The sequence below is a fragment of the Larkinella sp. C7 genome (assembly GCF_006149005.1).
Taxonomy (GTDB): Bacteria; Bacteroidota; Bacteroidia; order Cytophagales; family Spirosomataceae; genus Larkinella.
The window spans coordinates 106,131-127,579 of record NZ_VBSL01000005.1 but is presented as its reverse complement, the minus strand read 5'-3'; the positions used below and the strand labels follow the sequence as shown (position 1 = coordinate 127,579).

Below are 21,449 nucleotides of genomic sequence, written 5' to 3'. Positions count from 1 at the left end.
TGTTAGGAGTCGGGGGTTGGAGGGTCTTCCGGTTTGGACAGGGGTAGCGTACCCAGGGCCGTACGGTTCAGAATGATCGGGGTTTCTTCGTCTTCGTTGTCACAATCATGGAGCACACCCGTTTCGTAAATCGTGTGAAAGTCAGGGTGTTCCAGTCGGTCGATTAACGCTTTTGTTTTGTCGTTGGTCAGTGTTGGGTCCGCGCAGCTGGCTGCCTGGGCGTCGAGCCACGGTTGATAAACTTCCTCGAAATGGTGCAACTGTTCGCGGCTCACCCAGCAGATGCGGGCCAGCACGTGGGCGGGGAGTTCCGAGCGAATCAGGTTTTCGATATACCGGCGGTAGTCGATGTTGCGAAACCGCATGGTGTAACCGGGCAACACGATACTCACCCGGTAGCTATACGGGTCGAGTGGTTCGCAGTGCTCACAACCGGGCTCCACGCAGACCGTCATCCACGCATCCGACGGGTCTGTTTTTGGTCGGAGCAGGCTGTGTTCAACCAGAAACAGGGCTTCTCCGCTGTAAATCAGAATTTCAAGGGCGGTTTCAAGATCCTGATCGGCCTCTTTTCGCGACGAAAACGTTCGCGGACACCGGGCAATCGGCTGGTTTACCGGGTCGAGCAAGGCGTAGGTAAAGCGGTTGCCGACGGTTTCCAGCCTGAAACGGCCTTTGGCGGGCACTTTCTGAAAAGCGGTTTTCATCGCCTTTTCGGCTCGTTCCACGCTGTCAAATTCGGTCGTCGAGACGAGGTACTGGGTGTCGTTTTCCGGTGATTTCAGTTGAAATCGGAACAAGGCGGGGTTTTCAACCGAAGAAAAAGCGGTCATCACAGTCACCGCAGAGGCTGCGTGTGTCTGGTAATTGTTTCCGCGAATACCCGTCAGCCGGGCGAGCCGGCGCGTCATGCCCGCGACGTTTTCGGTTTTCCAGGCCGGCTTACAATAATCATAGGCTTTCGAGCGGAAGATTTCGCCGTATTCCCGGATAAAATGAACCTTGTCCTCTAAAATCTCTTCGCTTCCCCGCTCCCCGAACAGAGAATGCATCAGGAGCGCGTAATCGTTGAAATTTTCGGCAAACCGGGCCAACAGATGATCCAGGAAGCGGTTTTTCCGAACGGGATTGTCCTCAAAATCTTCCAGTTTCGCCAGCACGGTATCGATGGTGTCGGATACGCCCGCGGGGTCGACATACAGTTCTTCAATCCCGGCCAGTTCCGTAACCGGTTGTCCGAAATAGGTCCGGGCGTCCTGGTCGGCGCTGAAAAACGATTTCAGATTGGCGAGCTGTGCCTGGTAATTGGCCAGCATCTGATCAAAAAAAAGCAGATACGCCTTCAGTTGGCGGGCCTGCGCCTGGCGTTCGGCCGAAGCAGAGGCCGGTAGTCCAAACCGCCCGACGCCGTAGTTTTGCGGGAGGTCATTGGCGATGGACGAGTAGGCTTTCAGGTCATACAGTTCACCAGCCGGTACCGGCAGATCGTCCACGGTTTTGCGGTTTTCCCGGTATGCTTTATCCTGCAATTCCTGAAACCGGCTCAATGCCGCCGTTTTATCCCGCAGGCTGCCAACCGGAATAATATCCTTAAAAAACGAGAGGGCGACGTTTTCGGCACAGAGCTGCGGCTGATGGAGCGGATCGATGTGCAGACACCAGCGTTGTTCGCCGTTGGCAAGGGGAGGGCCGCTCAGACAGGCATCGCCCGCTTTCCACTTGTTCATCAACACCTTCCTGACGTCTTTCACGCCCCGGACGCTCATGATGAGATTGATCAGGTCGGAAGCATACACCCGGGTGCGTCGCTCCGATTGTTCCAGTTCGTCGTCGTCGATAAACCCGTTTGCCAGCCGGGGGCTGTCAAAAATCTGGTCGGTCGTCAGCCGGTTTCCGTCCGCGTCGGTATGGTTCTGCCGTTCTGTTAGTGAATACCGCCGGACCGCCGGAGCCAGGTAGTCCTGAACGCGGAACAGAATTTCGGCGTAGACCTCGCTGACGTTGGCTTCATTGTCCAACCCGATGTCGGCGCAGAACATGACGTATTGCACCGGCACCGCGCCGATCGTGATCACATCTTCACACAGATTTCGGTTGGCGAGGTACGTTTCCCGCACCTTTTTTAAAACCGCCTGATGGCCCGCCGTTTCATCTGCAAACGCCCCGGCCCGCACCTGCTGCTGAATGAAAAAAGGATCGAAATCCACCTGAATGTCGTAGAGCCCTTTCAGTGCAAACGAAGTCTGGTTATTGGGCAAAAACCCCGGAAAAGGGTGGTAAGCAAGCTGGGCTTCCCCGCTTTTAGCCTGACAATTCACAAAAACGGTTTTCGGAGCCGGTTCGAGCCAGGCATTCCGGACGCCCTCGACGTCGATGAAGAGTTTGCGGTAATCCAGGTCCGAAACCGGGCTGGTCGGCAGGGCTTTCCCGGCTGTTACGAAACTCGCCTGCATCGCTTCCCCACTGCCGAACGACGACGCCAGGAGGTCTTTCATGTCCAGTGAGGTCCTGAGGCTCAGGTCGGTAATCGCGTAGCACAGCAGTTCCAGCAGCGTAATGCCGGGATCGTGGGTGTTGTAGTCCGTCCAGTTTGCGCTTGCATAGCGTTCGATGTAGGCCAATCCGGCTTCGCGCAGGGCCGCATAATCGGAGGCCGGTTGCAGGGGAGGAGCGGGCGATATCGTGATGGAAGCGGTGGTCATCGGTCGGTGGTGGGCCTTAACAGCCCGTAAAGTCGTTTATTTCATGCGCGCTGAAAGAGGTCAAAACCGCCCTGGCGTCTGATGCCATAATGATTTCCTGGTCTTCCCCGGTGCTGGTGTCGCCCACGAAATGCTGCATTTTCAGTTCCGTGACAAACGCCACGTAATCTCTTCGTTCCATAAAGTAGAGGAGGGTGCTTTTGTAAATCGTTCCTCCGAAAGCAATTTCGGCCTGCGCATTGAACGCCCAGGGCGTCAGGTAGGCAATCAGATCCTGCTGGAGCACTTTCTTGTAGACTGCAGGCTCAAAACCGGGGCGGAAGGCCACCTGAAAGCGAAGTTTCACCCGTTCGTAGCGGGGGTTGGTGACCTGAATTGTGACCGGTTTGCCCGCCCGGTGTTGCAGGAATTGGGCAATTGCGCTCAAAGTATTCAGATCAACCCGGGGTTCAAACCGGTTTACGTCTTTCAAATTCCGCAGATCCGGCACGACTACGAGGGTGACATGACCGGGGGCGAGTTCCGTCAACGTTTGGCCGTCGGCGTTCACTTTGGTGTGATTCAGGCATTTGACTTTATAGACGTTGGAGAACGTCTGCAAAACCAGGTGTTCGTAGTCCCAGATGCTGACGGCCCGCTGTTTGTGCCGCAACCGCTCGCTGACGCGGGTGTAATACGCTGCGTCCGATTCCTGCGGTTGACCGCCAAATGACGCATACGGTTGTTTGATGGCTTTCACAGTGGCCAGGCTCCGGCGTAACTTCTGGATGGTTTCGGCCGCCAGCGGCAAATCGTAATGCGCCGGATCGTTGTTCTGGTCGGTAAAATTGGCCAGAACGGCCTGGGGGTGCAGGCCCACGAAATTGCACACACTGTCAATCGGCGCGGCCCCCGAACTGGTTTTCAGTTCGGCGCGCAGCCAGACAAAACCGGCATCCAATAGCGTATTGTCGGTGGTTGTTTCTTTCGGAAGAAGAAATTGAATGATGCCGGACGTCAGCAGGTGGTTGGTGGTGTCGGAAAGAATCTCTTCCCGCGTCAGCAAACGCCATTGATTCCGGACCAGCACACTCCATTCCACCGTCGGGACCTGGTTTTCCGGATTGGCACTTCCTTCCTCCACCTGAAACAGAATGGCAACTGCTTCCTGTGGACCGACGTCCTGTAATCCCAGAAAAAATGTCCCGTGGCGGTTGTACTGCGGCAGCAAATCAGCGGTTTGAGTCTTATTTAAATAACCGTGCTCTTCGGCCTGCCCGAAAGCCGCCAGATGAAACCATTGCAGGGGGCGATGGGCAAACGACGCCCTGGCATTGCCGGTTTCGGGCTCCAGGAGCAAAACCCGCCCCGTCGTTGCGGTGTAATCGACCGTCAGGCTTTTCAGAACCGGCGTGTACGGCGGATTCGGAATTTTCTGCGGACCGGCTATCGGTTTGGCCTGATCGATCACGCCCTGGGTCAGCTTCTGCGGATAAACCGCATGGCCAAAATCGGACTCCAGGCTGATTTTCAGAAGGTTGTCGGGATTGTTTACTGTGGCTGAAGTTTCCGATAAAGAGGTCGTTAGTTTAAATTCTGCGTTTGCTGCCGGGAACAGGGGCAGTCCTTTTTTGGGAACGGCCAAAATGTCTCCGGTCACGGTGAAGGCGTTTGGCGTTGTATACGGTGTTCCGTAGGCTTCGTAGTAGGTGTTCAAATTCGCGGGCAATCCAACCCATTCCGTCAGATGAACGGTGGCGGTTTCCGGCGATTTGGCAAGGATTTCGTCGCTGCGTACCGTAAGGGTTGAGCCTACCGCGGGTGTGGGGCCAAAGGGCATAAACGGTTTTTCGGAACTGACCGGGCCGAGGTCATTTTCCAACGCCAGCGTCTTTTTTAAGCCATCGACCTTAACATCAATTCGTACGGAACGGATTTTCAGGTGTTTCCAGTCGTCATACGCTTCATTATCCGCCAGCCAGCAGCGCATAACCGGCGCATCGGTGGCATAACCGCCGTCGAGTTTCGCCGGGTCGTAAGCCACAACGGCCTCTTTCACGGTGGCCGATACCTTCACCACCAGCGTGATGACCGCTTCGTCTACCTCTGTGGTTACCGCACTGGCGTCGAGCCACGCTTGGGGGCCGCTGAGCTGAACGCGGAGGTGCAACGTCTTTTTCTTAAGTTTAAAGTCCGTCGGCGGAAAAATTTGCACCGTAATTTCCCGGGAACCTTCCGCCAGGAGCAGAACCGGCGACGCCAGCGCGAACCCCAGCCGTGCCTCGGGAAACCGGTTTTTGCTGGCACCGCCCTTGGGGCCAAATCCGTTCCAGCCCGGATTTTCGGGCGAGAGGGCTTCGGCGACGCCGTCGGCGGTATTGGCAATCGGCGCGTAATAGACTTTCGGGCCTGACCGAAAAACCGTCCGGAGGTGGCTGATTTTCGCCCGGTTGGCGGTCAGGTTGTGGGCGGTTTGGTAGATCAGCGGCTGTTTCTGACCATCTTTCCCCGCGTCCAGTTCGGTTTTTGCCGCAATGATCTGCTCCGCAGCGTTTTTTGCCAACTCGAACAAAACGTGGACGCGGTCGGGAACCGGGGCCTGCGGACTCAGTTGCAATACGTCCCGGTAGTAGAAGTCGAGGTGTCGTTTGGTTAAGGTATTCTGGTGGGCCTGGAGCTTTTCAAACAGGTGCAGAAAGCTGAGAATCAGTGCAAAATGGGGTTCGATGTCGCTGCTGGTCTTTAGCTCATCCAGCGAAAAATACCGCTCAAAGTTCATCAGGTCGGCCCAGACGGCGCCGTTGTCGGGCGTATTGGTGGCGTCGAAAAACCGGATTCGGGCTTCCTGGGCGTATAGAGCCAGAAACCGCAGCAAGTCTTCCGGCTTGCGCTCATCGAGGAGCGTGTTTTCCGGTTGCAACGCGGGGAGTCGGCGCTGGGGCTGACTGAGTCCATCGCGTTGGAGCGGATTTTTGTCGGGACACGGCTGCGACATGGGGCGGTTTGTTAACGGCTAAAAGATGGCAGGCTGGAAGGGTCGGCTGAATTCGGAATTTCGGTTCCTTCGTTTTTGTAAAACGGATACACAAAATTGTACCGGGTGTTGGTGCTGCGAACGCGGTAGTTGACCGTAATTAGCAGCAGGCCAGGCTGTTCGGGCGGTTCTTCAATCGTGACATCAAGCGGATCGATTCGGGGCTCGAAATACAGAATGGCCGTTTCGACGCGGTCTTTCACCCGCGCCTGCAAAGCCGTACTGATCGGTTCAAAGAGCATATCCTGCAGGTCGCAACCGAAATCGGGCACCATCAGCCGTTCGCCGGGCTGGGTGGTCAGCAGGATGTGCAAACTGCGCTCGATGTCGGCCAGTCCCGCCGTCATCGCCACGCTTTTGGGCGAAGACTGGGGATTGAATGCCGGAGGAAAGCTCCAGCCCCGGCCTAAAAAATCGTTTTCCGATACCATCGTTTCGTTAATTGATCTGTACGATTGACCCTTTCAAAACCGCCGTGGCGGAACTGCTCATTTCCACACCCGCCGACCCGGTGGCTTTAAACTGGGCAGAAGCCTTCGCTTCCACGCCGACGCCTTCGATTTTGACGTTCCCGGCAGCTTTCAGCGTCAGGTCTTTGCTGCTTTCCAGTTGAATTCCCTGGTCGTTCAGGATCAGTTTGTTGCCATTCTGATCCTGTAGCGTAATGCTTTTGGTGTCCTCATCCAGTTTGAACAGATTCCCGGCCGGGGTTTCAATGGTCAGGATTTTCTTCTCGTCATCAAAAACCAGTTTCAGTTTGCTGCGCGAAACGTAGCCTTTCCGGTGGTTGTCGTCGGTGGTGGTAAAGGGTTCCGGCAGTTTATGCTGGCTACTGTGCAAACCGCCCAGCACCACGGCCTCGCGCGGGTCGTTGTTCAGAAAACCGATCACCACCTCATCACCGATTTCGGGCCGGAAGAAGAAGCCCCGTTCCTGGCCCGCATCCAGGCTGGCGACGCGGGCGCGAGTGCCTTCGGCTGCCGGATCGATCACTGGCAGGCGTACCAGAATCCGCTCCTCGCCCGTTGCATCGCCTTCCAGACCCGTCACCACGCCAATCTGCAAACCGCCCATAGCGGGCAACAACCCGGCGGCTGGCGGCTGGCCGACGTTCATTTCCGACACAAACCACTGCGGACTCAGTCCAAACTGCACGTTCGTTTCCCAACTGCCTTCCGCCAACTGGTGACTGACGCCCGTTACGAACACCTTGCCATTGTAACGGTCGCCCAGCCCGCCGAGGCTGATCATCAGACCCGGTTTGACGTCGGCATTGCCGTAAAACCGCACCCGACCCCGGATTTTGGCCATCCGGCGTTTGAGCAGCGCGGCATCGGCCCAGCTCTGCAACTCCTCCGTTTCGAGTTTTCCGCCGTGTTGAAAAACCGCTTCGGCGGTCAACGCTTCGGCCAGGTCCTGCGCCGAGAGGTTTCCCGATTCGATTCCGGTCGGTTCGGCGGCTTCGGCTTCGGCCAGTTCCTGGTCGGCATAATTCCAGGTGGTGGTTCTCAGCGTCGTAACCTGATCGCGGGCGTCCATCTCGGCGTCGAAATCCAGCATGGTGGCCCCGAATTGCAATTCGACCACCGGTTCCTGGTCAAAATCCGGTTTTTGAATCGTCAGTTTTCCATCGTCGGTCAGGCACAGCCTGCCGTTGATTTCGGCGCGCATCACGAGGTAATCCCAGTCCGTGGCGTCATACTGAATCAGCTCCTCGTGCTGAAAACCGGTGTCCTCGGCGTCGATTTCCAAACCGCGATACGTCTGCGCGATTTCTTCGGCGGCTTCTGAATCCTTCTTTTCGGTAAAATACCGGCGTTTCGGCACGAGTGTCGTTTTCACCCAGACGTCTTTGGCGAGCAGGTTTAGTCGGGTGGTTCCGGTCGACTGGGCTTCGATTCCCTGCCGAACCAGGATGCCCTTGAAAATCGTTTTCTCCGTTTGGTGATACCCCGCCTTGATCTCCAGCTTTTTTCCGGGAACAAACCGGCTGTCGTTGCTGGCCGGAAAATTCCCGGACGCCGGATCGCCGTCTTTCAGGGTGAGGTAGGCGGTCGGAATCCGGTTGACCTCCTTCTGAACCCGGATCGACAACACCTGAAACGACGTTTCCAGCGCCTGCTCTTCCAGGAAGAGGGTGTAAGTGGGCAGGTCGCGGGGGGCGGGGGTTTCGAGTATGCGCGGATTCTCGGGCATGGGGACGGTTTACGGTTTACGGTTTGTCGATGGGTGGGAAGAAAAGCCGTTGTCCGGCTACCAGTTTTCTGAAATTCACCAGTTTGTTCACGCGGGCTACTTCCCGGTAGAGCGTCGAATCGCCGTAGATCTGGTGGCACATCAGCGGCAGCGTATCGCCTTCCTGAACGGTGCGGAGGTGGGTCAGATCCGGTGATGCGGTTTTTTCTTTTTTGCTGCGAAGCTCATCGTTGATAACCTCCACAAAACTGACCTTGGCGATGGCGCGGACGGGCGTTCCATCGGGTTTGAACAGCTTGTAGGTAATGTTGATTTTCTCGGTTTTGCACTTGAAAATCAACTTTCCCCACGCCAGTTCGACGTACGGCGGCTGGTGGGTTTCACCGATGAAATCGAACGACGTTTTCTTCAACTGCTCCACCTGCTCCCAAACGCCCTGGCTGGTGCCGACCGACCGGGGCGGGGCGGCTCCCGTCGGCGTCAGGGCACCGGTGGAGTCAAAGAGAAATTCAAACTCCAGCTTGCGTGGGGCAATTTTGTTGAACGTCGACTGGTTCGCGCTTGTGCCGCCCGCACTTTCCTGATTCGCCTGAATTTCGTAGTTCAGCGTATAGGTTTCGGGGTTGACCACCGCCGTGTATTCCTCACCCGTTCGTTCCTTAAAACCAACATCGTGATAACCCGTTAGCTTCATTTTAACCAGTTCGCCCAGCATACATAAGCAGTTTGTGGTTTACCGTTCGGTTTTCTCCCTTAGAATAGCCAGCACCTGTTCGACACACTGGCGGACGAGTTGCTTCTGCGCGTCGGCGGGTGGCGTGGCGGCTGAGGTGACCTGCCGGGCGGCATTGCCGTCGACCGTGGCCGTGATGACCAGTTCACGAATAATAATGGGCATGGTTCAGTTTCGGATGGTGGTGTAATAGTGGTACGTGAGCGTCAGCGTTTCGATGGCAATGGTGTTCTGTTCGGCATTAAAAGCGGAGATGTCCCACTTTTTCGGCAACGCATGGACCACATGCCACGAAACCAGCGGAGCGTGTTGATCGTTGAGCAGCGTTACCAACAGGTTAACGGGTTGAAATTGAAAGTTTTCGAACGCGTCTTTCGCCCATCGGTACACGTCTGACCCCACAAAAAGGCCCCGTTTCAGCACCAGATCGCTGTATTTGGTGCGAACCGGCAACTGGTGTTCAAAGCGGTTTTCGCCCCCTTCCCGGATGCTTTCCATCTGCATTTCGACGTTCAGCCCCGTAACTTCCTGAAACCGGGTGTCCTGATCCGTTTTCGGGAAAAGTTCGAATTCCACCACAAAATGAAAGCCGACCGGTGGATAGACTAGCCCCGCCATCCCTTATTCGTTCTGGATGGTCAACCCCTCGTGTACCAGTTCGATGCTTTCGATCAGCACCTCGTTGGCATCGGCTTTCAAATCGCCCGACATCACTTTCGACGGCCAGGCCTGCTTGACTTTCCAGACCACCACCGGCTCGTGATTCTCGTTGAGCAGGCTGATAATCAGGTTGCGACGTTCGATGGTGTTCAGGGCCACGGTATTCCACCAGTTGAAAAATTCGTTGTCGGCTTTGAACGTCCCGCGTTTCAGGGTGATGTTGGGAAACTTCTGCAAACCGGGCATTTTGATTTTGTGGTACTCGGGCGATGCCCCCTCGCGGTATTCGATCACGTCGGTTTCGACGTTCAGACCGGTCACTTCCGAGAATCCCAGGCGAACTCCGCCCCACTCAACCTGAAAATGAAATTTGGGTAATGGATAGACTGCTGCCATGATCGGTTATGAGTTAAGATTCCTGCATTTTGTGGGAGAAGCGTAAGACAATGAATTCGGCCGGACGAACCACCGCCATACCGATTTCGACGATCAGAAAACCGTTCAGGATGTCCTGGGCGGTCATGGTTTGGCCCAGGCCAACGCGGACGTAGAAGGCGTGCTCGGGTTTGACGCCCGCCAGCGCCCCGGCCCGCCATTGCAGCGTCAGGAAATTCTCGATCATGGCCCGGACTTTCACCCACGTATTGGCGTCGTTGGGTTCAAAGACAAACTGGCCGGAGGCTTTCTTGACCGACTCTTCCACCATGATGAAAAACCGCCGAACCGAGACATAGCGCCATTCGTTGTCGTTACCCGCCAGCGTTCGCGCTCCCCAGACAAGCGTTCCTTTGCCCGTAAAATACCGGATGGCATTGATGGATTTGCCGCCTTCGACATCGACATTCAGGTTTTCCTGGTCGGAGTCGGTGATCAAAACGGTTGGCCCGACGACGTTGGAGATGCCCACATTGGCCGGTGCTTTCCAGACGCCCCGGTTTTCGTCGACGCTGGCGTACACCCCGGCTACGGCACCACTGGGCGGCAGAATGATGCCCTGCGCTTCGGTGGCCGCAACGATGGCGGCATAGACCGGAATTTTGGATTTCATTTCCAGTTCCAGCGATTTCAGTCGTGCGGTCAGGAGCGACTGAAATTCAGCGATGTACCCCATCACTTCCGCAAATTTGTCGTCGTAAGCCGACGCATTGGAACCCGTCAGGGCAGTTGCACTGGCCAGAAGATCGGTCAGTTTTTTCCCGGCGGCCGAAGGCGTGGCCTGGTCCGTGTAGTCCTGGTAGCTCAGCCGAACGTCGGTATTCGTAAACGCCAGTGCAGCGGGGGAGCCGTTAAACGCATTGAGAGCCTTCAGCAACTCCGTTTTCTTGGTGGCCGTTGTGCCAGCGGCTTCATACGCCGTCGTGCTGCTTTCCACCAGGTCATTGACGATCGTTTGATCGGCAACGAGGGTTTCGGCTTTGCGAACCAGCGCAAACAGCGGAATTTTCTGCTGGATTTCGAGCTGTTTGGCCGTCAGCAAGGCTGGAAGGGCGGTTTTTGCCTCAGTTTTGAATCGTGTGATGTAGGCAACCAGCCGGTTAAACACCGCGTCGATGGCGGCATCCGTAGAATGGGTGCCCGGATCGCCCGTAACCACCAGCGCTGTGGTATCGTTTTGGATCGCCAGCCATTCGGCATTGCCCGCATCGGTAAAGGCTTTCAGCACATCCTGAACGGGTTTGTTTTTGAAAACCGTGTCCGCATCCATGCCATCGAAAGCGGTGATGGCGGCCGAGATGAACGTCTTTTTGGCTTCTTTATCCGCCGAAGCCTGGTAGTCCACGACCGCCGGAACGGCCACATTCTGAATGGCTTTTGCGTCGGCAAACCAGTCGGTTGCCAGGGTATCCGCTTCGGTCAGCAGGGCATTGTTGGGGGCACCCGGGTCCAGAAGTGCACCCAATGTGGTTGGATTTCCGCCTTTGGTGATCGTCAAACCGGCGAAGCTCATGTCAAACGGCAGAGAGGTTTTGAGCCAGGGATAATAGGCCGCCCCGTATTTCAGAAAGTTGGAAACGCTGCCCCGGAAAGCAGTAATGTCGGCATCGTCAACGGTGGTTTTGGTCAGATCATTTACCTTGACATCCAGAATAGCGAAGCGATCCTGCAACTTGTTGCAATGGTCGATGGCCGCCTGTTGAACCGCAGCAATGTGAGCCGGGTTGGTCAGTAGCATCAGGTCGGGCATCACGAGCAGAGTCGGCTCGTCGTGTTTTTTCAGTTCGTCGATGGCGTCCGTAAAGTGGGTCTGGGAAACCGGGTTGGTATCGTATCCGCCCACCGAAATAATGTAACATTTCTCCCCGCCGTTGGCAAAAAACAGCATCAGGCTGTCGTGCAGGTACCAGGCTGGTTGCATATCGACACTTTTTACGGCGTTGGTTGGGCCCAGACTGACCGTAATTTCCCGATCCGGCCCTCCGCCGAAATACGTCCGGTAATCGACCATCGACTTGATTTTTAACGCTTTACCGGTAATGTCCTTGCCATCTTTTTCGGCAAACCGGGTGTAGCCGATAAACGCCGGAATGGCGGTTTCGACCTGGGCCACGGATGGCGGGAACAGCGACACCTCGTCGATGTAGACGCCCGGGGTTTTCAGCGTCGCTAAATTGAGTGTACTTGCCATGAGCAGAAGAGGTTTGACTGGGGTTTAGTAAATCGTGGAATAAAAGTGTCCGTCGTTTTCGAAGGTGGTGGTAGCGGGTGTCGGATTGACGAGTCTGGTTGTGCCGTTCACTGCGGGAATCAGTCCGTTTTTCACCAGTTGGTGTTCGCCGGCAAAGTCACCGGGCGCATCGTTTTTCAGCCGCCAGCGGGTCGTGCGGTTTCGCAACGTCAGCGTATAGGTCAGCGAGGGCTGAAGCGCATCCTCCGCCGTCAGCAGGCTGCGGGTTGGGGGAGCGTGCTCAATTTCGATGAAGCCCAGGGGGCGGTCTAGCCGCCCGGTCACCGCATGTTCCGGTGGCTGGTCTTCCAGATCGGCCATCCGAATTGTTTCTCCGGTATCCAGCACGTTTCCCGACGGATCTGCCAACGAATTGCGGTTTTTGAGCCGGAAACCGCGACCCGGCCGTTTCAATTCGTTCATGACTTCGGGCGTCAGGTTCGTATAGAGCATGAAAAACGGATCGGTCGGATACACCGCGAAGGCGAACTTCAGACCCGAAGCAATGGGCAGGAAGGGCGTTTGGCTTCGGGGATTTTCGGTAGCTGCCAGCACCGCAAACCCGTCAGCCTGTTTTTTGAAGAGCATCCGCTGGTTTTTCAGGCGTTGGTGGGTCGGGGCATCGGGCAGAAAAGCCAGGAATTGGGCGACGTCATACACCCGCCGGATCAGCCCGATTTTCTTTTGTGCTTCAGCCGATGGCGCAGTCGTGTCGAAAGGCGTGGTGCCAAAATCCAGGAAATACCGGTGCAGCACCCGGACGGTGAACAGAACCTGGTAGCTGATGCCAAACGATTCGGGAAGAAGCGGTTTCATCGGGAAAAGCGTAAAGAGGTGAGGATGAAAGGGAGTCAGGTTGCGAAGGACGTTTACTCCGAAGAAACCGGGATCGGTTTTCGAATGCCTTCAATCGACAGAATCTGGGTTCCGGTGCCAAGTTGCCCTTCGGCCTGTTCTTCCACGACCCGTACTTTATACACGACCGATGGCACCTGCTTGCCGCCGAGGGTTCCCCAAAGTTGATTCAGTTTCTCGAACGAGAGGCTGTACAACTCGACGGTCATGCGCAGCATCAGGGCCCGGGGGTCGTCGAAGATCTTGTCGGTGAGGGTGTTGGCAATTGTAAACTGGTTTTTTTGCTGAAAACACTGAACCGTTCGCGAGAGCAGTTTCAGGGCGGTTTCGTAGTCACCACTTCCCGAATAATTGGCACTGATCAACACGTAGAGATTCAGGAAAACGGGCGGGTTCCGGAGGTCGAAACCACCGGTGAGGCTGTTGCGCTGGTAAGGGCTGGTATTTTTGAGCGTGGCTTCTTCTTCAAGATGGACCAAACCGATCAGAATCGTGTTGGCCTGCGTGCCGGCAACCGCGGCAATGCTGCCCAGATTGACCGTTATGCCATCCGCGAGCGGTTTTACATACGTCTCCAGTTCGGAGCGGATCAATTCCAACGCTTCATAGACCATAGCATGACAGAGGTTTAGGACCGGACAGAAAGGTATTCATCCTGCTGTTCAGAACCCATGAAGCATTTATTTAACGGCAAACCGTTAATTAAGCGGTCATTTTGCGCCGAAGGCTTTTCCGAATTATTCAAATATTTTTTTAAGTAATTCGATATACTATTTTTAATTTTAAAACAGAACCCCTTATTTATGCTGCTAATCAGGGTATATGGCAAATTTTGTATTATTCTTTCCCTGGGTAGTATAAAGTTCATAATTCGGTAACAATTCCGACACAAGTGCCGGGTACTTTTGCGGTTTCGTAAAAGGATCCATCGTTTCTTATCCATCGTTTAACTTTCCGCAAACCGGAACATCCAAACTACACTATGACACAAAAGCTACCTTCTTCGATTCGGTCAGGAAGGGTCAGTTATCGTCGGGCTGTCCTGACACTGGCTATTTTATTGATGGGCCTGCCAATGCTGGCCCAGACCATTAGCGGCAAGGTTGTATCGTCGGAAGGCGGGCAGGCGCTGCCGGGCGTTTCGATTCTGGTGAAAGGCACCACGTCCGGTACGACCACCCGCACCGACGGAACGTATACACTGAACGTTCCGAATCCGTCATCGGTTTTGATTTATTCTTTTATCGGTTTTGAAGCGCAGGAAGTACCGGTCGGTTCTAAAACGACAATCAATGTTACCCTGACGGTTTCTACACAAGCCCTGAACGAAGTAGTCGTAACGGCCTTGGGTATTTCCAAACAGCAACGCAACCTCGGCTATGTAACCCAGAAAATCGACAATTCGGCGCTTTCGCAAGCCCGCGAAACCAACCTGGTGAGCCAGCTGGCGGGAAAGATTGCGGGGGTGACCGTCGTCAACAGTCCATCCGGGATCGGCGGCTCGTCGCGGATCACGATCCGGGGCGAAAAGTCGCTGAACATCAACGCCAACCAGCCGCTGTTTGTGATCGACGGTTTGCCGATCAACAACAACTTCGTCGGTTCATCGGGGCGTAACAACCAGGATGCCGACTACGGAAACGGGGCCGGTTTTATCAATCCGGACGACGTCGAAACGATGACGGTTCTGAAAGGAGCCAGCGCCACGGCCCTCTACGGTTCGCGGGCGGCCAACGGCGTGGTGGTGATCACGACCAAAACCGGCAAGGGCACCAAGGGCATCGGCGTCAGTGTCAACTCCAACGTGACGTTTGAGTCTGTTCTGCGACTGCCTGATTATCAGAATGTTTATGGGCAGGGTTTGAATGGCGAATTCGCCTTCAAAGACGGTTCCGGTGGTGGTTTGCGCGATGGCGTCGATGAAAGCTGGGGACCCAAGATGGACGGTCGGCTGATCGTTCAGCACGATTCGCCCACCGATAAAGGCTACCGGGCCGGTGACACGAAAGTGCCGGGTGGCCCTGGTGTGGCCACACCCACGCCGTTCATTGCCCACCCGAACAGCATCCGCGATTTCTTCGAAACCGGTCGCATCGTAACCAATAACGTTGCCGTAACGGGCAGCAACGACAAGGGCGATTTCCGGATGTCGTTTACCAACCTGGATCAGAAAGGCTTTGTTCCGAACACGGATTTGACGCGGAATACTTTCAACGTCAATGCCGGTTACAAACTGACCGACCGCTTCACGGCGCGGACGAATGTGAGTTACATCCGCAACCACAGCGACAACCGCCCGAACCTGAGCTACGGAACGGAAAACATCATGTATTTGCTCAACTGCTGGTGGGGCCGTCACATCGACATGGCGTCGATGCGGAACTACTGGCAACCGGGTCTGGAAGGCATCCAGCAGTTCAACTTCAACTATAACTACCACGACAACCCGTACTTTAACATGTACGAAAACACCAACGGTCAGGACATCAACCGGGTGATCGGAAACGTCACACTGTCGTATCAACTGACGGATTGGCTGTCGGTGCAGGGCCGGACGCAGGTCGATTACCAGGATGAACTGCGGGTGCGCCAGCGGGCGTTCAGTACGCAGCGGTATCCGTATGGTTCGTACCGGCGCGAAGCCGTGAAAACGATGGAGCGCAACACCGATCTGTTGTTTCTGGTGGACAAACGACTCAATGACGCCTTTACGCTCAGCGGCACATTGGGTGGAAATCAACGGCTGAACAAGTACGATTACATCGACAATTTTGCGCCCCAGTTGACGGTTCCGGGCGTTTATAGCCTGAACAACAGCCGGGTTCCGCTCGAATACTCGCAAAACCGCTCCGATCGCCGGATCAACAGTATGTTTGCATCGGCCCAATTGACGTATCTCGATAAATTAACGCTGGAAATGACGGGCCGGAACGACTGGTCGAGCACGCTGACCTTGCCGCAGGGTGTGGCTGGCATGGCCGATAATTCGTATTTCTACTGGTCGGGAACGCTGAGTGCGGTGGTGAGCGACTGGGTGAAACTGCCGGAATGGGTATCGTTCGCCAAAGTTCGGGCGGGCTATGCGCAGGTTGGAAATGATACCGAACCGTATCAGTTTTCGCAGCCTTTCAACCCGGGAACACCCTGGGGAACAACGCCGACCTTCAGCGAATCGACGCGGATTCCGAACCTGAGCCTGAAACCGGAAATCAGCAGTTCGCAGGAATACGGTTTTGATCTGCGGTTTTTGAAAAACCGGGTGGGTCTGGACTTCACCTACTACAACACGATCAGTAAAAACCAGATCATCTTCCTGCCGCTTTCGGGCACCACGGGTTACAGCCAGATTGTGCAGAATGCGGGCCGGATTCAGAACAACGGGATTGAGGTGATGCTGAACCTGACGCCGATCCGGATGGATAACATTGGTTTCCGCTGGGACATGAACGTCAATTTCTCGCGCAACCGCAGCAAGGTGCTCGAACTGGCCAACGGCGTTTCGACCTATGAACTGGCCAGCCGGTATTTCTCGGTGCAGGCCCGGGTCAACGAGCGCATGGGTGACATGTACGGCTACGCCTACGAGCGCGTCAGCAGCGATCCGAAAAGCCCGTATTATGACCCAACCGGCCAGAATGTGGGCCAGATGGTGATCACCGCCGATGGCCGGCCGATTTCGACGACGACCCTGCAAAAGCTGGGCAATTACAACCCGGACTGGCTGGCGGGGATCAACAACTCGTTCAAATACAAGGGCTTTAACCTGAGCTTCCTGTTCGATATTCGCAAAGGCGGAGAAGTTTATTCACATACGTATGTGGTGGGGCGTGAAGCAGGTCAGTTGGTCGAAACCCTGCAGGGCCGTGAGAATGGCTATTACGACAACTCGGTTGACAGGACGTTTACCAATGCACCGGCCGGGACGTATTATGTGGTGCCGGGTGTGGTGAAAACCGGTGAAGGGCAGTTTGCCACCAATGCCCGCCGGATCTCGGCCCGCGAGTGGCATACGGCCTTTACGCTGGGTCGCCGGGTGCTGGAAGACGCCATTTTCGATGCGTCGTTTACCAAGTTGCGCGAAGTGAAACTGGGCTATTCGCTGCCGAACTCGATCATGGGCAGAAAACTGCCGTTTCGGAACGTAACGGTTTCGCTGGTGGGCCGCAACCTGTTCCTGTGGACCAAAGTGCCGCACATCGATCCGGAAACCGCTTCGGTATCGGGCGGAACCATCATTCCGGGTTCGGAATCGGTCGCCATTCCGTCGGCGCGTAACTACGGTGTTAACCTGTCGTTTAATTTATAATTGCTTGAGGGTTAAACGGTTTTGATGGTTAAAGATGGATAAATGGTTTTAATGGTTAAAAATGGATGGATATTTCCATACCCATCCAGCCATCAGAACCATTTAACCACCCAGCCATCAGAACCATCTGACCATTCAGCCATGCACCTTTTAAGCCATTACTTCGATGAAAAAAACATATCTTAAATTAATCGCCTGCCTGACCCTGCTGATTGCCGGTAGCACGTCCTGCGACAATGAATTTGAAGAGATCAATACCAACCCCAACGTTCCGAATACCGTCACGGCGGATCTGCTTCTGCCGAACATCATCCGGTCGACGGTCAACGAGAACATGGGGACGGCCTGGGGCATTGGCAACAGCGTCATGCAGTATACGGCCAAAATTCAGTTTGTAAACGAAGACCGGTATCTGTGGGGGGAACAGAATGGAATCTGGAACACGACGTATTCGACGCTTCGGGAAGTGCAGAACATGTACAACATCGCGTCCAGTACGACGCCGGTTCAGAAAAACTACCAGGGCATTGCGCTGGTGATGAAGTCATGGATGATGTCGCTGGTGACGGATGCCTACGGCGATGCGCCCTATACGGAAGCCACCAAAGGCAAAGAGATGGCCTATTTCCCGAAATACGATACCCAGGAAACGATTTACAACGGGATATTGAAAGACCTGGCCGATGCCAGTGCGTTGCTGGCCCCCGAAAATGGCGTCGTCAACGGGGATATTCTGTTTGGGGGTGACGTAACGAAATGGAAGAAAATGGCCAATTCGCTCCGGGTACGGTATCTGATGCGGATTTCGAACAAGCGCGATGTCAAAGCGGATTTGCAGGCCATTGTCAGCAACCCAACGACGACGCCGATTTTTACGAGCAACACGGACAATGCGGCTTTGCGATATCTGCCGACGGTTCCGAATCAGTTTCCGCTCTACACCGCGCGGGTGGGTTCGTTCGATGAGTTTCGGTTGAGCAAAACGCTGGGCGATAAACTGATCCAATTGAATGACCCGCGTCTGGCGATTTTTGCCCGCCCAACGGTGGCGTCGGTGACCGCCGGAAAACCCGCCTACGTCGGCGTGCCCAATGGTCTGGACGATAACTCGGCCCTGACCTATAATGGGGGTGCTCAGAACGTTTCGCGGGTGGGAGCCACGTATTACATCGACGGTTTTGGTACGCCGACCGAGGCTAACCTGAACATTGCCAAGGGCATTATCATGACCTACGCCGAACTGCAGTTCATTCTGGCCGAAGCCGCCCAGAAAAAAATGATTACCGGCGATGCCAAAAGCTATTATGAAAAAGGCATTGCAGCCTCCTTCGGCTATTACGGTATGGACGTTCCGGCGGGCTACCTGGCTCAGGCGGATGTGGCTTTCACCGACGCAAAAGCCCTCGAATTGATTGGAACTCAGAAATGGATTGCGTTATTTTACAGCGGTCTGGAAGGGTGGTTCGACTGGCGCCGGACGGGTTTCCCCGCTATCAAACCGGGCCCGTCGAATCTGAACGGCAACAAGGTTCCGGTTCGGTTTCCGTATCCAAGTTCGGAACTGAGCCTCAACAAAGCTTCTGTTGAAGAAGCCATCGCCCGCCAGGGCGTTAACGATATCAACACCGCCGTATGGTGGGACAAATAATTAATTGTGAATGAGTGATTGAGCGATTGAGTGAATAACCTGCCGGCTTCCTGGCACCCTATTCACTCAATCGCTCAATCACTCATTCACTCATTCAAAAAATGAATACCGAGCAGACAATTACTGAAATCACCCAGCTGTTTGATCAGCATGGGTCGGATGATTATTACGGGGAGCCCGTTTCGCAACTGGAACACATGCTGCAATCGGCGATGCTGGCCGAGCGTGCCGGGGCCGACGATGAAACGATCATTGCGGCTTTTCTACACGATATTGGTCATTTGCTGCCGTCAGAGCTGGCGGAAGATCATATGGATGAGTACGGTCGTGTCGATCATGAAAAGCTGGGAGCAGACTGGCTGCGGGAACGCGGTTTTTCGGAAAAAATCGCCCAACTGATTGAGCAACACGTCAATGCAAAGCGGTATTTGACCTTTAAGCATCCGGCCTATTTCGACAAACTCTCGGAAGCCAGTCTGAAAACGCTGGAATTTCAGGGCGGACCGATGTCGGCGGAGGAAGCTCAGGCATTTGAGGCCAATCCGTATTTTCGGGGAATTTTGCAGGTCCGGGGCTGGGATGAACTTGCCAAGGAAACGGAGGTGGAAATGCCGCCGGTTGGTCAGTATCTGGAAAAATGCCGATTGTATCTGGAAAGTAAATAAAATACTTCGTATAAAGGACCCATTTCGGTTAGTTGTGGGGAGATGACGTGAAATTGTCTACCTTTACCCAGATCGCCATCGACATCATGCCTCTAAATCAAACGCATTTAACTCTCATTGTGGAGGAAGATGAAAATTATTCCAGATTGTTGGTGAAAGCCTTTCGTAAAAAAAGTCCTCATTGCCAACTCGAATTTTTTCTCAATGGGCAGGCTCTATTGGACCGGCTGAACCAAATTGGTCGTATTCTTCCCGATTTGATTCTGATGGATTTAAGTGCACGAGACTTAGGCGGTTTGTCGGCTTTGCGACAGGTGAGGCAAGATCAACGACTCAAGTGGATTCCTGCACTAACGTTAAGTGACTCCCATTCTCCTTCGGATATTGCTCTTTCCTACGAGGCAGGGACTAATTCACACGTCATCAAACCGGTCAGATTAAAAGAGCTTTATCAGTTCGTGGAAATGACCCGGCGCTACTGGCTCGAAACCATCAATACTCCTTTTGGTGTCGGGCAGTCGCATCAGAAAAAACATTGCCTCTCTGATCGCGCTTTATTCGACAATTGTATTGACTTCCTGCCGGTTTCAAAACCGTTCTCCCAAAAGAATTGGGCTATGTTTTATGTGTACGGAGCAAAACTGAATGAAGGAGTTTTCGTCTCCATCAACTAAACCGGCTGTTCTTATCGAATGACAATAAAAAATCCCCGACTTTTCAGCCGGGGATTTTTTATTGTCATTCCGTCTCCTGAAAAGGAAGCTAAAAGATAAGCCAGCGAATGAACCAGACACGGTTTTACGCTGCAATCCGAAGTTCCTGTTGTTCTGGCCGCAGCATCGGTTCGATAACCGTGTTTAGCCGATCGCGCAGGAACCCTTCCTGAAGGTAGGAGGGCAGTTTGGCAATCAGGTTTTTATACCCCTGCAAGCCGAGTGCTTTGGTAATGTAGGCTTCGTGAACGGCATTGATGTGCGATACGATGTTGACCAGGCTCTCGTGAAACAACCGAACATCGATCTCCGATTCGACAAACCGCTCGATTTCGCGGTTGCTCGACGAAATCCGCAACCGGCTCAGCGCATCGAAATAGGTGGTGTAGCCAATCTGTTTGCCCAGTTGCTTGTACTGATCAGCGCCAAATTTTTGGAGAATCTTGCCCGTCCGCGCACTCCGCAAGGCGGTTTTGGGATTGTTCTGAATTGCCTGCCGCAGGGCTTTGATGCGCCGGTCGCGGGAGGTTTTCAGAAACTGGGCAATCTCGATCTGGGCCGCCGACTCGCGCGAAGGCAGCGTCAGATCCGGTTTCGCAATGTCGAACTTCGCCAATGGCAACCGCATCGTCCGGTAGCCATTCAACGGGCCGGATGCGTAGAAACCCACCGAAGCCGGATAATAGCCCCGTACAACCATGTTTCCGATGCGTCGGCGAATGATCTCTTCATTGATGACCGGTTCTCCCATCGTGTGGAGAAAAGCCCGTACGCTGAACAAAACGCTGTAATAGGCCTGCGGAAAGGTCCAGTGCAGCGAACTTTGCAGGTACTGGTTGTCATTCACCACGGGTGTGATGCGAAGTGCATATTCGGCACTCCAGCTATTGAGTAGCAACTTTTCCAAAGCCTTGCGCTGCTCGTCGGAAACGGCGGGCGCAAAGTCCTGAAAGAGCGGAAAACGACGCAGATCGAACAGGTCGTTTTGTCGTTGAATGTGAAAATCAATCGCGAAGAAGTGGTTCAGAAACACCTGCGCCGGAATGGATTTCCGCCAGGTTTCGTCCACGGGCTGGGCTGGCACAAACGACACCAGTTTGCCCTCTTGAGTCGTCAATTTTTCTGTGTTCTCGTTCATACAATAAGAACATAAAAGCCGCAGGCAATGTTCACAAAATCAGAATTATTTTATGGGTTTAATTGTTTGTCAGTCAGCGGATTACAATATATTTTTTGATCCTTGGAATGAGCGTTGAAAGGCGGCCCGAAAAGTCGGTTTCCGCTGACAAAAAA

Annotated in this window: 16 protein-coding genes; 4 read left to right on the top strand and 12 right to left on the bottom strand. The window is 54.4% G+C overall.

The window, feature by feature from the left end; translation table 11 throughout:
- Positions 1-2 precede the first annotated feature (2 nt).
- From FH871_RS14225 to FH871_RS14180, 11 genes are read right to left on the bottom strand one after another with little or no spacing between them, the layout of a single operon-like run.
- The gene (locus FH871_RS14225) at positions 3-2,702 is read right to left on the bottom strand and encodes a hypothetical protein (protein WP_138992098.1); all 2,700 of its coding nucleotides are present in this window, start codon (positions 2,700-2,702) and stop codon (positions 3-5) included.
- Positions 2,703-2,718: 16 nt separating this feature from the next.
- Positions 2,719-5,676 carry a baseplate J/gp47 family protein gene (locus FH871_RS14220; protein WP_138992097.1) on the bottom strand — a complete coding sequence of 986 codons (2,958 nt, stop codon included), beginning with the start codon at positions 5,674-5,676 and terminating at the stop codon, positions 2,719-2,721.
- Between the two features lie 11 nt (positions 5,677-5,687).
- Positions 5,688-6,146 (bottom strand): GPW/gp25 family protein, encoded by a 459-nt coding sequence (locus FH871_RS14215; RefSeq protein WP_138992096.1) that lies wholly within the window; start codon positions 6,144-6,146, stop codon positions 5,688-5,690.
- Between the two features lie 7 nt (positions 6,147-6,153).
- On the bottom strand, positions 6,154-7,911 hold the full coding sequence (gene vgrG, locus FH871_RS14210; RefSeq protein WP_138992095.1) for a type VI secretion system tip protein VgrG: 1,758 nt from the start codon (positions 7,909-7,911) through the stop codon (positions 6,154-6,156).
- 16 nt (positions 7,912-7,927) lie between these two features.
- Entirely contained in the window at positions 7,928-8,626 is a 699-nt protein-coding gene (locus FH871_RS14205; RefSeq protein ID WP_138992094.1) for a LysM peptidoglycan-binding domain-containing protein, read from the bottom strand.
- An 18-nt stretch (positions 8,627-8,644) separates the two neighbouring features.
- The gene (locus tag FH871_RS33135) at positions 8,645-8,809 is read right to left on the bottom strand and encodes a DUF5908 family protein (RefSeq protein ID WP_171062847.1); all 165 of its coding nucleotides are present in this window, start codon (positions 8,807-8,809) and stop codon (positions 8,645-8,647) included.
- 3 nt (positions 8,810-8,812) lie between these two features.
- Entirely contained in the window at positions 8,813-9,262 is a 450-nt protein-coding gene (locus FH871_RS14200) for a phage tail protein (protein ID WP_138992093.1), read from the bottom strand.
- A 3-nt stretch (positions 9,263-9,265) separates the two neighbouring features.
- On the bottom strand, positions 9,266-9,700 hold the full coding sequence (locus tag FH871_RS14195) for a phage tail protein (RefSeq protein WP_138992092.1): 435 nt from the start codon (positions 9,698-9,700) through the stop codon (positions 9,266-9,268).
- Between the two features lie 13 nt (positions 9,701-9,713).
- On the bottom strand, positions 9,714-11,930 hold the full coding sequence (locus FH871_RS33780; protein WP_229317290.1) for a phage tail sheath C-terminal domain-containing protein: 2,217 nt from the start codon (positions 11,928-11,930) through the stop codon (positions 9,714-9,716).
- 24 nt (positions 11,931-11,954) lie between these two features.
- Entirely contained in the window at positions 11,955-12,785 is an 831-nt protein-coding gene (locus tag FH871_RS14185; RefSeq protein ID WP_138992091.1) for a hypothetical protein, read from the bottom strand.
- Between the two features lie 53 nt (positions 12,786-12,838).
- A complete protein-coding gene (locus tag FH871_RS14180; protein WP_138992090.1) occupies positions 12,839-13,438 on the bottom strand; it encodes a DUF4255 domain-containing protein in 600 nt (199 codons plus the stop codon).
- A 368-nt stretch (positions 13,439-13,806) separates the two neighbouring features.
- On the opposite strand from FH871_RS14180, the gene FH871_RS14175 reads away from it, so the two are divergent.
- The 4 genes from FH871_RS14175 to FH871_RS14160 all read left to right on the top strand — a co-directional run bounded on the left by FH871_RS14175 (position 13,807) and on the right by FH871_RS14160 (position 20,117).
- On the top strand, positions 13,807-17,130 hold the full coding sequence (locus FH871_RS14175) for a SusC/RagA family TonB-linked outer membrane protein (RefSeq protein ID WP_138992089.1): 3,324 nt from the start codon (positions 13,807-13,809) through the stop codon (positions 17,128-17,130).
- 166 nt (positions 17,131-17,296) lie between these two features.
- Positions 17,297-18,778 carry a SusD/RagB family nutrient-binding outer membrane lipoprotein gene (locus tag FH871_RS14170; protein ID WP_138992088.1) on the top strand — a complete coding sequence of 494 codons (1,482 nt, stop codon included), beginning with the start codon at positions 17,297-17,299 and terminating at the stop codon, positions 18,776-18,778.
- 101 nt (positions 18,779-18,879) lie between these two features.
- Positions 18,880-19,443, top strand: coding sequence for a phosphonate degradation HD-domain oxygenase (locus tag FH871_RS14165; RefSeq protein ID WP_138992087.1), 564 nt, complete (start codon positions 18,880-18,882; stop codon positions 19,441-19,443).
- A gap of 53 nt (positions 19,444-19,496) precedes the next feature.
- Positions 19,497-20,117 (top strand): response regulator, encoded by a 621-nt coding sequence (locus FH871_RS14160; RefSeq protein ID WP_138992086.1) that lies wholly within the window; start codon positions 19,497-19,499, stop codon positions 20,115-20,117.
- 124 nt (positions 20,118-20,241) lie between these two features.
- Here the strand turns inward: FH871_RS14160 and FH871_RS14155 are convergent, their stop codons facing one another.
- Positions 20,242-21,294 (bottom strand): hypothetical protein, encoded by a 1,053-nt coding sequence (locus FH871_RS14155; protein WP_229317288.1) that lies wholly within the window; start codon positions 21,292-21,294, stop codon positions 20,242-20,244.
- Positions 21,295-21,449 lie beyond the last annotated feature (155 nt).